13 protein-coding genes and 1 pseudogene are annotated in these 13442 nt (G+C 41.0%); 2 read left to right on the top strand and 12 right to left on the bottom strand.

The window, feature by feature from the left end; translation table 11 throughout:
* Positions 1–258: 258 nt before the first annotated feature.
* A complete protein-coding gene (locus tag GPK88_RS13410) occupies positions 259–1704 on the bottom strand; it encodes an aminoacyl-histidine dipeptidase (RefSeq protein WP_173771177.1) in 1446 nt (481 codons plus the stop codon).
* Between the two features lie 80 nt (positions 1705–1784).
* On the opposite strand from GPK88_RS13410, the gene GPK88_RS13405 reads away from it, so the two are divergent.
* A complete protein-coding gene (locus GPK88_RS13405) occupies positions 1785–2720 on the top strand; it encodes a hypothetical protein (protein WP_173761689.1) in 936 nt (311 codons plus the stop codon).
* Here the strand turns inward: GPK88_RS13405 and GPK88_RS13400 are convergent.
* From GPK88_RS13400 to GPK88_RS13380, 5 genes and pseudogenes are all read right to left on the bottom strand, one after another.
* Positions 2697–3332, bottom strand: coding sequence for an ATPase (locus GPK88_RS13400; RefSeq protein ID WP_173761690.1), 636 nt, complete (start codon positions 3330–3332; stop codon positions 2697–2699). The two genes, GPK88_RS13405 and GPK88_RS13400, sit on opposite strands and share 24 nt — an antisense overlap.
* Before the next feature lie 12 nt (positions 3333–3344).
* Positions 3345–3839, bottom strand: a complete 495-nt coding sequence (coaD, locus tag GPK88_RS13395) for a pantetheine-phosphate adenylyltransferase (protein WP_148447883.1) — start codon at positions 3837–3839, stop codon at positions 3345–3347.
* Between the two features lie 15 nt (positions 3840–3854).
* Complete coding sequence (gene rsmD / locus GPK88_RS13390; RefSeq protein WP_173771179.1) at positions 3855–4403, bottom strand: 16S rRNA (guanine(966)-N(2))-methyltransferase RsmD; 549 nt, start codon at positions 4401–4403, stop codon at positions 3855–3857.
* Positions 4400–4795 carry a methylglyoxal synthase gene (locus GPK88_RS13385; protein ID WP_021976563.1) on the bottom strand — a complete coding sequence of 132 codons (396 nt, stop codon included), beginning with the start codon at positions 4793–4795 and terminating at the stop codon, positions 4400–4402. The genes rsmD and GPK88_RS13385 overlap by 4 nt, the downstream gene beginning before the upstream one ends.
* 188 nt (positions 4796–4983) lie before the next feature.
* Positions 4984–5619 (bottom strand): annotated as a pseudogene (locus tag GPK88_RS13380) (DNA/RNA non-specific endonuclease); the annotation flags it as partial.
* Positions 5620–6038: 419 nt separating this feature from the next.
* Between GPK88_RS13380 and GPK88_RS13375 the strand changes: the two are divergent.
* A complete protein-coding gene (locus GPK88_RS13375) occupies positions 6039–6269 on the top strand; it encodes an alpha/beta-type small acid-soluble spore protein (protein WP_021651493.1) in 231 nt (76 codons plus the stop codon).
* A gap of 110 nt (positions 6270–6379) precedes the next feature.
* On the opposite strand, the gene GPK88_RS13370 is transcribed toward GPK88_RS13375, so the two are convergent.
* The 6 genes from GPK88_RS13370 to GPK88_RS13345 form a co-directional block, all read right to left on the bottom strand.
* A complete protein-coding gene (locus tag GPK88_RS13370; RefSeq protein ID WP_173761692.1) occupies positions 6380–7618 on the bottom strand; it encodes a hypothetical protein in 1239 nt (412 codons plus the stop codon).
* Between the two features lie 82 nt (positions 7619–7700).
* Positions 7701–8324, bottom strand: coding sequence for a GDSL-type esterase/lipase family protein (locus tag GPK88_RS13365; RefSeq protein ID WP_148447889.1), 624 nt, complete (start codon positions 8322–8324; stop codon positions 7701–7703).
* A gap of 186 nt (positions 8325–8510) precedes the next feature.
* Positions 8511–9062, bottom strand: a complete 552-nt coding sequence (locus GPK88_RS13360) for a DUF6465 family protein (protein WP_173761693.1) — start codon at positions 9060–9062, stop codon at positions 8511–8513.
* Between the two features lie 77 nt (positions 9063–9139).
* Positions 9140–11200, bottom strand: coding sequence for an ATP-dependent DNA helicase RecG (gene recG, locus GPK88_RS13355; RefSeq protein ID WP_173761694.1), 2061 nt, complete (start codon positions 11198–11200; stop codon positions 9140–9142).
* Positions 11201–11212: 12 nt separating this feature from the next.
* Positions 11213–12871: a fatty acid kinase ATP-binding subunit FakA gene (gene fakA, locus GPK88_RS13350; protein WP_148448050.1), complete on the bottom strand. Its 1659-nt coding sequence runs from the start codon at positions 12869–12871 to the stop codon at positions 11213–11215.
* Positions 12872–12891: 20 nt separating this feature from the next.
* Positions 12892–13251 carry an Asp23/Gls24 family envelope stress response protein gene (locus tag GPK88_RS13345; protein WP_015524900.1) on the bottom strand — a complete coding sequence of 120 codons (360 nt, stop codon included), beginning with the start codon at positions 13249–13251 and terminating at the stop codon, positions 12892–12894.
* Positions 13252–13442 lie beyond the last annotated feature (191 nt).

Raw genomic sequence — 13442 nt, 5'->3', positions numbered from 1 at the left:
CCGTCAGCCTCTTTTTTGTCTTGGTGGCAGCGGCATACATATTTTATTATAACATATGTTTTGAAAGAATAGGGATTCTTTATCAATTTTTTATCAAAAAATTATAGAAAAATTTCTTTTTTTGTGTGATGCATCCACAAATCTATATATATGTAAAAATTTCTATTTTATGAATTTTTTACCCAAAAAAATTTACAACATAAAAATGCCCTGAAGCTTTTTACTTCAGGGCAAAATGACTATCTTCTATGAATACTGTCAGTCTTTCAGATTCTCAAGTACTTTTACAAGATAATTCCATACTCTTTCTGTAGAAGCAATACTTAATACTTCCTCCGATGTATGAATATCTTTCATATCCGGTCCCAGAGATACACAGTCAAGGCCTTCCATCTTTTTGTAGAAAAGACCGCATTCAAGACCGGCATGAATTGCTACCACTTCCGGTTTATGGCCGTACATTTCTTCAAAAATTTCCACCATTTTATCTCTTAACGGAGATTCTTTTCTGTATTCCCATGCAGGATATGCCCCCTGTACCTCATACTCGCCACCAAGAAACTCTGTGAGATATTCGATTTTATCAGACAGTGCTCCACACGCTGCATCAACGGAGCTTCTTACGCTGGAACTTGCAAAAAGCTCGTCCTCATCCAGGCGAAGGATTCCAATGTTGCTGGAAGTTTCTACCAGCCCGTCAATCGTTCCGCTCATTTTCTGAATTCCAAATGGTACATTCTGAAGATAGAATACGATTTTCTCCTGACTTGTCGGATGAAGAACCTGAGATGTAACTGTACCTTCAGCTTTTACTTCGATGGTAATATTCTCATCAGAACCTGTATATTCCTCACGAATCTGAGACTGAAGCTCTTTTGCATAAGTGTTCACGTCTTCCACTGCATCCGTCAGAAACTCAACTGTACATTCTCTTGTAATCGCGTTATCTTTCTGGCCTCCTGCCAGGGAAATAACAGCATAATCTGCTTTTTTCTTAAGGCCATAGAGGAAACGGCCCATAAGTTTATTGGCATTAGCTCTGTTCTTATCAATCTCTGCTCCGGAATGTCCGCCCATAAGTCCACAGATTTTAACCTGAACTTTCTCTCCTTCACCTTCCACACGCTGAACCGGAATATGGCTGATTCCGGAAAGACCACCTGCACAGCTGATCCAGAGGCTTCCCTCTGCCTCAGAATCCAGATTGATAAATCTTCTTCCTTTCAGTACGCTGCAGTCCAGTCCTACTGCACCGAGAAGTCCGATCTCCTCATCAACAGTAAGAAGTACTTCAAGCGGAGGATGTGGAATATCTGTGCTGTCAAGAAGTGCAAGACCATATGCAACAGCAATGCCGTCATCACCACCAAGTGTTGTTCCATTGGCAGTTATATAACCATCTTTTACAGAAATATTTAATCCGTCTTTTGTAAAATCATGCTTTACATTCGGACGTTTCTCGCACACCATGTCCATGTGTCCCTGAATAATTACCGTCGGGGAATTTTCATATCCTGGTGTACCCGGTTTATAAATTACAACATTATTCATTTCGTCCTGCACATATTTAAATCCGTGATCTTTGGCAAATTCTACAAGAAAATCACTGATCTGTTTTGTATTTCCGGAACCGTGAGGAATTTTACAGATTTCCTCAAAATAGTGAAAAACTCTCTTCGGTTCACAATTTTCTAATACTGGCATATTTCTGCCTCCTTTTACTTCATAAATTCATTTATTTCTATAATAATCATATACTGTAAAAAAAGCAAGGCCGGGATTTTATGAAACAAAGAATAATTACTCTTTTCTGTATCTGCCTGCTGCTTTTTCTGCTTGTTCACCCGGAGGAAGCACTTTTAAGTGCAAAAGATGGGATGTCCTTATGGCTTAATGTTATGATTCCTACATTGCTGCCCTTCCTGATTCTTACAGGAATTCTTCTAAAAACCGGAAACATTCCACAGCTTCTTGAACCACTGGCCCCTTTCTGGAAACACTTTTTCGGTATTTCTCCTGCTGGAGCATATGTCCTGATCCTAGGTTTCTTGTGCGGCTATCCCATGGGGGCAAAACTTGCCCATGACCTTTACATAAATCATCAGATTTCACAAAGGGAGGGTGAATATCTGCTTACTTTTTCCTGCAATGCCAGTCCGGCTTTTATATTTTCTTACCTTTCCCAAAATATTCTGGAAGGCAAAATCCCTCCACACTCGCTTCTGCTGATCTTACTGTCTGCAGATTTCGTCTGCATGCTTTTCTTTCGTTTTCTGGTATATCACGGAAATACAGTTAGCTCTGTCAAACCAGAATACAGAAAAAAAGAGACATACCAGCAGGACTCCACAGGAGTCATCCTGGATGTCTCGATCATGAGCGGGTTTGAAACCATCACACGGCTCGGAGGCTATATTCTGATATTTTCACTGCTATTTACCGGTTTTTATCATTACTGGCCATTCTGCAGCCAAAATAAAATCCTGCTTACAAGCCCCATTGAACTTACCACCGGTCTGCATCAAATCGCACAATCCGCCTTTTCATGGAAGATCAAATACATAACTTCCATGACTCTCACCGCATTTGGTGGCTTCTGTGTCATGTTTCAGACAAAAAGTGTACTGGAAGAAAAGCTGTCAATTCTTCCGTACATCTTCGCCAAATGTCTGAATGCCTCACTTGTTTTTCTGTTCTTAGTTCTCTCCAATATCATCTAACAGATCATCATCACTGTCTGCGGATACATTCTCATCATCCTGGAAAGTATTGGAAATGGCTGCTGCCTGTGCAGTCTGCGGTGCAAGCTCCTGACGATTATGGTTAACCACCTCAAGGCAGCTCTGCAGTGCATCGATAAATGCTTTATATTTACCACCTGCATCCTCAAGAGTCTGATTCAGAACAGAACCAATATTCGCCATCATATCATCGGTATATGTGATTGCACTGAGACGAATGCTGTTTGCATCCTGTGTGGCAGAATCAAGAATTTCCTGAGCCTGTTTGTTGGCAGCATTAATTGTTTCATTCGCCTGTGCATATGCTTTCTGCATGATCTCATGCTGTGTAACCAGCTCCTGAGCTTTCGTCTGAGCATCTGCAATCAGACTGTCAGCCTTGGACTGTGCATCCTCAAGGATTGCATCCTTATTACTGATAATCTTCTGATAACGTTTGATCTCATCCGGAGTTTTCAGACGAAGTTCACGTAAAAGCTCCTCAATCTCTTCTTTATTCACTACAATCTTGGTAGTGGAAAGAGGCTGGAATTTACAGCTGTCCACATACTCTTCAATCTCCTGAATAATCTGTTCAATTCTGCTGCTCATAATACACTCTCCTTATTTCTCTGTTTCTCTTTTTTTCAATTTTTCTTCAACTGCTTCCGTAATCTCACGCGGAGCAAATTTGCTCAGATCTCCTCCGAAATTAGCAACCTCTTTCATAATTGTGGAGCTTAAGTATGCATATTCCAGACTGGTCGTGAGAAAAACGGTATCTACATCCGGCGCAAGGACCCGATTGGTCTGTGCCATCTGCAGCTCGTATTCAAAATCCGTGACAGCACGAAGACCGCGAACAATCACCTGGGCATGATGCTCCCTGGCAAAGTTCACAGACAGACCTTCGAATGCTTTCACCTCCACATTCGGGATATCTTTTGTCGCCTTTGCTAGTATCTTAACACGTTCTTCCACAGAAAACAACGGACTTTTTGCAGAATTATGCAAAACTCCCACTATAACCCGGTCAAAAGAAACGCTTGCCCGTTTGATAATATCAAGATGACCATAGGTTGCCGGGTCAAAGCTTCCCGGGTATACTGCTGTTATCATATGTCTGTCTCTCTTTCATTTTTTTAGGAAAACATGCTTATTTGTCTTATATTCCTTAGATCGAACCAGATGATACCCCAGTTCTTCTACATAGGAAAAATCTGTGTGAAGATCTTCCTCCACAATAATCAGCGTGTTCTCATCTGCAAGAGTACTGTCAGCCAGATATTCAAGAACCGGCTGTTCCAGATGCTGTTCATACGGAGCATCCATAAAAATACAGTCAAACGGTTCTCCGCCTTCCAGCGAACGCAAAGCCTGCAGTACATCCATGTTCAGCAGTTTACCACCTTCAGAGAGTTTTGTAAATGAAAGATTTTCGAGGATACATGCACATGCTTTGGGATTTTTCTCCACAAACACAGCATAATCAGCGCCGCGGCTTAAGGCCTCAATGCCAATCGCGCCACTTCCGGAAAACAGATCCAAAAAACGGCACCCCGGTATTTCAGGCTGGAGAATGTTAAAAAGAGTTTCCTTAATACGGTCTGTCGTGGGTCTTGTATCATTTCCGGGAATTGTTTTTAAATTTAATCTACGTGCTTTTCCTGCTATTACTCTCATTTCAGATTTAATCTCCAATCCAGATCACCACGGGCCAGTCCAAGGATTAAAAGCTCCGCAGTGGCAATATTTGTAGCAACCGGAATATTATACTGGTCGCAGCGTTTGACAATACTCATGATGTCCGGCTCTGCCGGATCCATCATAACTGGATTATAAAACAGGATAACCATATCCAGATCCTGTCTTTCCACCATTTCCATAAACTGTTTATCTCCGCCTATACTTCCGGCAAGAAACTTATGAACGTGAAGGCTGGTTGCTTCCTCAATTCTTCTTCCTGTTGTTCCGGTTGCATATACTTCATGTTTGGCAAGGATATTCTTATATGCAATACAGAAGTCTTCAATCAGAACTTTCTTACTGTTATGTGCAATAATTCCTAAATTCATAATTCACCTCTCCATTCTGCCCTCGGGTTACATCCCTTTTCTCCCCCACATATCGGTAAAATCATATAACTCTATAAATGATTCTAGCATAACGCCCAAAAAAGTGCAATTTAATTCATATAAATTCATGGAAAATTAATATTTTCTATTTCCAGCCACAGGATTCTGTAAATTCAGGACTGCAGCCAGCTGTTTCCAGTGAGATAATCAATCTCAATTCCCGGCTGTACGTTGTATACAAAAACATGAAATTTTACTTCTGAATCATTCACAGATTCCGCTTCCATCTCCACTCCTCTTGCCACCAGTTCCTCTCCTTTGAAAACCGGAGTAACCCGGTACATACATGGATTACCAGTACTGTGTACATAATCCGCCACTTCATTTTCAAAAGGAAGCATTCCGGTTACATTGAGATATCGGGTTCCGGTAATCAGATTTTTCCTGTTTGCATTTTCACCAGTAAGCTGATACCCCAGAAGATGGCAGCGATTATAAAGATATTTTCCATCTATATTGTCATATTTTACGGTATGCCATCCGGTCGGTTTAATCATTCCGATCGCACCACGTTCTTCTGTCGGCATCAGTTCCGGAGTGATTTTGGACTCCGCATATCCACATCGGCCAAGGGAATCCAGCTCACTGTAAAATTCATAAACCGGTCCGTTCTTTTTTTCGGTAGAAAAATCCGGAATATTTCCATTAACTTCTATATAAGGACTGCCGCTGTATTCCGGAATATTTCCCGAAGAAATTCCCTTCTCCTGTTCTTCTGTCTGTTTCCCTTTCTGGTTCAGTGTTTCACGGACTGTATCAGAAATCGTTTCGGATATGTTTTCTGAGAAATTTTTTGCGTTTTCTTCTATATATGTAAGAAAAACAGTGCCAAACAGTTCACCCTGTTTTTTTGCATCTTCCAGAGTGTGTGGCGGAACCCATCCATTACACAGAGCAATTGTAATACAAAGTACAACTGCGGTTATCATATTTTTTACAGGTTGTCTTTTTCTTTTTCTCTTTTTCCTGTATGTGGGATATCGTTTCTTTTTCAAAGTGTCCCCCTTTATTTCCTCTGACAGATATTATATGCACTGTAAAAAGTATTATAACCTTCCGTTTCAGCAAAAACAACCATACATTCGATTTTTATTTTTCCTTTAACTGCCAGTGTATTATTTTTGTTATTTCATATACTAGCACTGTAACATCAAACCAAACACAACCAAGGAGGAAATGAATTATGCCAAGTAATACTTCTTCTAACAAAGCAGTTGTACCGGAAGCAAAAGGCGCACTTGACCGTTTTAAATACGAGGTAGCAAACGAGCTGGGCGTTCCGCTTACAGATGGATACAACGGAAACCTGACCTCCAAGCAGAATGGATCTGTTGGTGGATATATGGTCAAAAAAATGATTGAAGCGCAGGAACGTCAGATGTCCAGCGGTTCCCAGGGCGGCCAGCAGTATTAATCGTTCCGGGGATTTTAAGTAGATCTGTTTCCATGCAGAACTAAACACTTATACAAAAAAAGATGCTGTGTGACAGAGGTATTCCTGCCAGACAGCATCTTTTTTCTTATTCAGGATCTCTCAGGAGCTCTTTTTCCGCAAAAGGATGTAAAATAAAACAAAATCGCCAGACAACTGACGGCCAGCTCCCGATGTGTAAAAAAGGAATGGATATATGAATGGTTACTCATTATAAAATACCACACAAATGGCATACATGCTATAATTATAAAGACACTGTTACTGATAAAATTTATTTTATCAGTTTTTTTCTGAACACACCGGATCAACAGATAAACTACAAAAATCAATACCAGAACCAGTATTATTTTGGGAGAATTGGAAATATTTACTTTCCAGACATCCATATGTGTCCATGTATCATTACCGTTACTGGTAGATACACGAAAAGCAGCGGTATCTACTGCATTTTTAAGTACATTTTCACGAAGGATCAGACTTGAAATCAGCCACTTCGAGGCCCACATTCCTCCATAACCGATTCCCCATGATAACGTATAGCCCACCATATTCTTCCATTTCCCAAAACATCTGGAATTTTCGTCTGATATGATCGCAAAACATAGCAAAAATCCTACGCTTACCAACGGATATGTTAAAAGATCCAGATATGCAGTTACGATCCCGGAAAACAAAAACAGCAGTCCATATTGAGCATGAAAATTTTTTTCATATTTCAGCATGACCAGAATTTCCAGCAGTACCGGAATAAAAACTGTGGAAAACTGGAGAGATTTTCCCACTATATTTAAAGGAAAAAACATCAGCGTGATCAGAAATGGAAAGATATATCTGTTCCTGCCTTTTTTCTGCATAAGAAGACAAATCCAGACTATCAGCAAAAGATCCGTAAAAATAATCAGACTCCTTATTTGCTGATAATTAAAAACTTCCAGAAGAAGTTTAAGTGGGACAAGATATCCATGCCAGTACCTTGCATAAGATACCGATTTAGCATCTTTATCGTTCCTGTGTTCCAGCCAGGTTACAGCATATTTATCAGAATTTCTTTTTTTATAATTTCCGAAGGCCTTCTGAAGCAGCGGATACTTACTGTCATAGGATGCCATATTCAACATTATTGCATCGGTATAATTATCCCTCATTGTTCCCAAAATTCCAGGAGTCTCCACCGGATAATTCCCTTCTTCTGTCAAAACGGCCACAGATTCTTCCACATGTTTGTCTATGGATCTTTGCGGCAACGCGTAAGCAGCGGCCAGCAAAAAACTTCCACCTATAACAGAACATAAAAAAGCTGTAATATATGTAAATAAAGTTTTCTTCATATACCTGTTCTCCTTCAATTTAATACTTTATAATAGTATCATATTATTCACATTGACACAAGGAGACAGTATATTTGGTTTTCTACAGCAGTTTCTGTAATTTCCTGTACACTACTTCTGCAAATTTTTTATGTCCTTCCGCATTAAGATGTTCCTGATCTGCCTCACAGCACTTGACATGATCGGCGGCCGGAAGAAATTCAATTTGCCGGTCCCTGGCTATTTTTTCATAAACAGGCTGGAGATTTCTGGAAACAGTTACCGATTCTCTGGAAAACTCCTGGTCATATTCCTCCTGCCACACCTTTTTCCCAAGATAAATCGGTGATATCAGAAGAACTTCAGCTTTTGGTGCATATTCCTGAATCTGATCCAGAAGACGGCTGATTCCCTTTCCGATCACGTCTGCCGATGCGCCAAATACCGTTTTGCAGTCATTGGTTCCCAGCATCAGAGTGATTACATCTACCTGGGCATGTGTTTCCAGCAATGTGGGCAGAAGTGCCGTGCCTTTTCTTCCATCACGGAGAGGATCTTCAAAAACTGTTGTCCTTCCGCAAAGTCCCTCTTCAATAATCCTGTATTCTTCCTGATTCAGTTTTTCCTGAAGAAGACTGGTCCAGCGCACACCCCATGGAAGTCTTTTTCTGCTTTCGCCATCATATCCCCAGGTATTGGAGTCTCCAAAACATAATATCTGCTTCATCTTTATATCCTCTTTTTCATATATGTTTACTATGTTTATTGATGTAGCTATCGTATCATGGCTTTTCCAGTTCGTCAAATATATAAAAGAAATAGCCTGCTATAGTTGTTCGCTATAGCAGGCTATCCGATATACTCATAAAATGTATACGTTCGTTCAAACAGATCATTAAATTGTCAATTCTGATCAGAGACCAATAAATCCTGTAACATCTCCATTAATTACATAATGAGCTCCATTATCTTCCGGTTTGATATAAATCTTGAGATCTTTCAGATCAGAAGCTTTTTTGCCCATATCATCTGTCCAGATCTTTCTGATCCGGTCAGCAACTTCGGAAGTATGTATCTCTTTACCCCAGTACTGAACATATACTTCTGTAACTGTCTCTGTTTTTTTAGCAGTTGTTTTTCTTGTTGTTGTTTTAGCAGCTGTCTTTGTGGTTTTCTTTGCTGTTGTTGTTTTTCTTACTGTTTTCTTTGCAGCAGGTTTCTTTGCCGGTTCTTCCACCTCGGCAGCAACTGGCTTCTCTTCAACAGTTTTTGTTTCTGCTGGTTTTGTTTCTACTGGTTTTTCAGCTGCTTTTGTCTCTACAGAAACTTTTGCATCGTCTGTTTTCGGTGTTTCAGCCTTAACGGCATTCTCTTCGGATGTGGTTACTACAGATTTTGCAGGAGTCTCACTTACTGAAGCCGTTTTTACAGTTGTCTTGGTTGCAGCTTTCTTTGTTCTAGCCATTTGATAGCCTCCTTACAAGGGATTTGTTAATCTTTTCTCGAAGTTAAGGATATCACTTTTCATGACTTAACGCAAGATCAGATACCGAGATTTTCCAGATCTTCACTCATATAATCAAGTAACCGTGCTTTTAAAAGTTCATGTTGCGGCAGACACAGATCGAAATCCAATGCCAGAATTTCTCCTGCTGTTTCACTTGCATCTTTTAATATACCGGCATCATTGTAGATATCACCAATCTTAAATTCCATCAGTCCGCTTTGACGAATTCCAAAAAGATCTCCCGGACCACGAAGTTTCAAATCTTCTCCGGCAATAAAAAATCCGTCATTGGATTCATTCAGAATTTTCAGTCGTTTGGAAGTATCTTCTTCATTGTTTCCCTGAATAAAAATACAGTATGACTGATGTTCCCCACGTCCTACGCGCCCACGAAGCTGATGAAGCTGAGCAAGTCCAAAACGTTCTGCATTTTCCACCATCATGACCGTCGCGTTTGGTACATTGACCCCGACTTCTACAACGGTTGTGGATACAAGGATCTGGATTTCTCCTGACGCAAAAGATTCCATAATCTTATTTTTTTCTTTTGGTTTCATCTTTCCATGCAGAATTTCTATACGGATATCTTCCGGCAATGCTTCCCGGAGTTTTTCTGCATAATCCGTTACATTTTCCGCATCCAGCCCTTCACTTTCTTCAACCATGGGGCAGATTACATAAGCCTGCCTTCCTGCATGGACTTGTTTTTCTATAAAAGAATACGCTTTCGGACGATAGGCTGTTCCTACTACACAGTTTTTGATCGGGAGACGTTTGGCAGGAAGTTCATCGATAATGGAAATATCCAGATCTCCATACAAAATAATTGCCAGCGTTCTTGGAATTGGTGTCGCACTCATAACCAGAACATGTGGAGGATTCCCCCTGGTTGTCAGTGCTTCTCTCTGCCGAACACCAAATCTGTGCTGTTCATCTGTAATCACAAGACCAAGATTCTTATATTCTACTTTTTCCTGAATCAGAGCATGGGTTCCAATAATAATATTAACTTCTCCGTCTGCAATCTTCTGATAGATCTCCCGTTTCTGTTTCGCTGTTGTCGATCCGGTTAGAAGTACAGGACGACAGGAAGTAATCTTCTGTTCTTCCATCAGATTCAGAAATCCCTCATAATGCTGATTCGCAAGTACTTCTGTAGGCACCATCAAAGCACTTTGAAAACCATTCTCTGCCGAAAGTATCATCGCAAGAAATGCAATCACCGTTTTTCCACTTCCGACATCTCCCTGTACCAGCCGTGACATCAGCTTATGGCCGCTCAAATCTCTTTCAATCTCATGCCATACATTTTTCTGAGCATTTGTCAGTTCATAGGGCAAACCTTCTATGATTTCCTCCGTCGTCCATACCGGTTTCATGGGAAAAGTATTCAAAGCCTCTTCTGTTTTTTCTTTCAGAAGCTGCACTGCCAGCACAAAAAGAAGAAACTCATCAAACACCAGTCTTTTTCTCGCAGTAAGCAGTTCCTGCATATTTTTCGGAAAATGTATAGTACGTACCGCAAAATTATCATCTGCCAGCTGATAACGTTCCCGGATCTCTTCTGGCAAATATTCGGTTTTCAAAGGCCGTGTGTCAAGAACCTGATGAACCAGCTTCGTGATTGCCTTATTGGAAAGCCCTTTGGTCAGTGCATACACCGGTTGCATACTGTGAACAATCTCTTCATACGCTGCAGGGGTGAAAATTTCTGGATGTTCCATCTGCAGACGACCTTTTTTGCGGATAATCTTTCCGCGTAAAATAAATACACTGCCCTTTTTCAGACTTCCTCGCAAATACGGCGCATTAAACCAGGCAACTGGAAGACGCCCGCTCTGATCCGCCACGGTTGTAGAAAGTACCTGCAGATTACGTACCTGATTAATATAGAGACTGCCAGTTATTGTTGCACGGATGGAAACTGTTTTTCCTTCCTCTGCCGTCCCAATCTCAACCGGCTCTTCATATACATCGTAAGTTCGCGGATAATAACGGAGAAGCTCCTCCACTGTCGTAATTCCGATCTTCTGGAAAAGCTTCTCTGTTTTATCACCCACGCCTTTTAATTCACGTAAAGGTGTTTTATCATTCATTTTTTCTACTCTTTATTCTACGGAAATCAGGTAATAATAAATTGGCTGACCACCCTGGTTCAACTCAACTTCACACTCCGGATATTTCTCCGCAAGCGCATCGGAAAGTGCCTCCGCATCCGCTTCGGATACATCTTCACCATAGTATACACTGATGATCTCTGCTTCCTCATCGATCATTTCCGCTACCATATCTTCTGCTACCTGAAGGCGTTCCTTACCTACTGCAAGAATACCTGCATCACCGATTCCCATGATATCACCCTCATGGATTTCTTTATCATCAATGCGGGTATCACGAACGGCATAGGTAACCTGACCGGTTTTCACTCTGGAAATCGCCTCTGTCATAGAAGCAAGATTTTCCTCACCATTCTTTTCAGGAACAAAACTGATCATTGCGGAAATTCCCTGTGGAATCGTCTTCGTCGGCACTACAATAATTTCCTTGTCTTCTGTCAGATCTCTTGCCTGATTTGCTGCAAGAATGATATTTTTATTATTCGGGAAAATGTAAATCGTTTTTGCATTTACTTTTTCAATGGCATTGAGCATATCTTCTGTACTTGGATTCATAGTCTGACCACCTTCAATCAGGTAATCTACGCCAAGTTCACGGAAAATCTGAGAAAGTCCCTCTCCTACGGATACAGAAATAAATCCGTTTTCTTTCGGTGGCTCTTTCTCCTTCTCGGCCTGTTCTCTGGCAAGTTTCTCTGCATCTTTGATCAGTTTCTCCTGATGCTCCTCGCGCATATTGTCAATTTTCATACGGGAAAGCTGTCCATATGTGAGTGCACGTTCAAATGCCTGTCCCGGATGATTTGTGTGTACATGGACCTTTACAATTTCATCGTCTGCTACCAGTACAATGGAATCTCCAATCGAATCCAAGAATTCACGGAAGCGGTTGATTTCTTCCTGCGGAAGCGGTTTCTCAAGAAGAATGATAAATTCTGTACAATATCCAAATTTAATATCAGCCTCAGCCTGCGGAGAAATCTTGGTTACTTTCGGAGCAGCAGATGCCTCGAACTGGGAATAATCCACCTCTTTCCCATGGTATCCGTCAATGGCTCCACGAAAAACCTCCAGAAGTCCCTGTCCGCCGGAATCCACAACACCTGCTTCTTTCAGAACCGGGAGCATTTCCGGAGTTCTGGCAAGCGTTTCCTCTGCATGCTGAAAAATCCCATCAAAAAATGATTCCAGATCCTCTGCTGTATCTGCAAGTTCTGCCGCTCTGTCTGCTGCTGCTCTGGCAACGGTAAGGATCGTTCCTTCCTTCGGCTTCATAACTGCCTTATATGCTGTTTCAACACCTCGCTCCATAGCTGCGGCGATAGCAGGTGCATCCAGATCATTAAGTTTACGTACACCTCTGGTAAAACCACGCAGAAGCTGTGACAGAATAACACCGGAATTACCTCTGGCTCCACGAAGAGAACCAGATGAAATAGCCTTCGCCAGCGTTTCCATATCCGGATCTGTAAGAGCACCTACTTCGGAAGCGGCAGACATGATGGTAAGTGTCATGTTCGTTCCCGTATCCCCGTCAGGTACGGGAAACACATTCAGTTCATTAATCCATTCTTTCTTCGCTTCCAGATTCTTGGCTCCTGCCAGAAACATTCTGGAAAGTATTTTAGCATCTATGGTTTTGTTATTCACCACAAGTTCCTCCTCTAAAACTAATCTATAGCGCGTACGCCTTCAACCATAATGTTAATCTTTTCGATCTCCATTCCTGTAAAGGCTTCGACTTTATATTTTACATTGTTGACAAGATTGTCTGCAATAGTACTGATATTCACGCCATATGCTACGATGACATGGAAATTCAGTCGGATCTTATTATCATCGGTAATCTTAACACTGATACCATGTTTCAGGCTGTCAATACGTAAAAGTTTAACCAGTCCATCCTTCATACTGATAGCTGCCATTCCAATAATACCAAAGCATTCTACCGCCACACTGCCGGCATAGGTTGCGATGACATCCGTATCAATTACGATCTGACCCAATCCGGAATCTATACGTCCATTCATATGGTTACCTCCACTGTTTCATTTAAAATTAAATTATATAAATCTATTATAACCTTTTTTTTCCGAGAACACAACGCTTAATTTCGCCATGATTTTCATGGTTCTCTCCAATATAAAGCAGTGATAAAAAAACTCTTTGCAGAATTTTTGATAAATTTCCTTTTTTTGCTTGCAAAAGAGCAATTCATCTG

It is taken from the genome of Blautia sp. MCC269, assembly GCF_018785655.1.
GTDB lineage: Bacteria > Bacillota > Clostridia > Lachnospirales > Lachnospiraceae > Blautia_A.
Note: the sequence above shows the minus strand (reverse complement) of the source record. Positions and strands in the feature narration are given on the sequence as shown.

Excerpts from the sequence above, each read along its gene's own strand:
- GPK88_RS13410 (WP_173771177.1), bottom strand. The coding sequence starts at position 1,704 with ATGCCAGTATTAGAAAATTGTGAACCGAAGAGAGTTTTTCACTATTTT.
- GPK88_RS13405 (WP_173761689.1), top strand. The coding sequence starts at position 1,785 with ATGAAACAAAGAATAATTACTCTTTTCTGTATCTGCCTGCTGCTTTTT.
- GPK88_RS13400 (WP_173761690.1), bottom strand. The coding sequence starts at position 3,332 with ATGAGCAGCAGAATTGAACAGATTATTCAGGAGATTGAAGAGTATGTG.
- coaD (WP_148447883.1), bottom strand. The coding sequence starts at position 3,839 with ATGATAACAGCAGTATACCCGGGAAGCTTTGACCCGGCAACCTATGGT.
- rsmD (WP_173771179.1), bottom strand. The coding sequence starts at position 4,403 with ATGAGAGTAATAGCAGGAAAAGCACGTAGATTAAATTTAAAAACAATT.
- GPK88_RS13385 (WP_021976563.1), bottom strand. The coding sequence starts at position 4,795 with ATGAATTTAGGAATTATTGCACATAACAGTAAGAAAGTTCTGATTGAA.
- GPK88_RS13375 (WP_021651493.1), top strand. The coding sequence starts at position 6,039 with ATGCCAAGTAATACTTCTTCTAACAAAGCAGTTGTACCGGAAGCAAAA.
- GPK88_RS13370 (WP_173761692.1), bottom strand. The coding sequence starts at position 7,618 with ATGAAGAAAACTTTATTTACATATATTACAGCTTTTTTATGTTCTGTT.
- GPK88_RS13365 (WP_148447889.1), bottom strand. The coding sequence starts at position 8,324 with ATGAAGCAGATATTATGTTTTGGAGACTCCAATACCTGGGGATATGAT.
- GPK88_RS13360 (WP_173761693.1), bottom strand. The coding sequence starts at position 9,062 with ATGGCTAGAACAAAGAAAGCTGCAACCAAGACAACTGTAAAAACGGCT.
- recG (WP_173761694.1), bottom strand. The coding sequence starts at position 11,200 with ATGAATGATAAAACACCTTTACGTGAATTAAAAGGCGTGGGTGATAAA.
- GPK88_RS13345 (WP_015524900.1), bottom strand. The coding sequence starts at position 13,251 with ATGAATGGACGTATAGATTCCGGATTGGGTCAGATCGTAATTGATACG.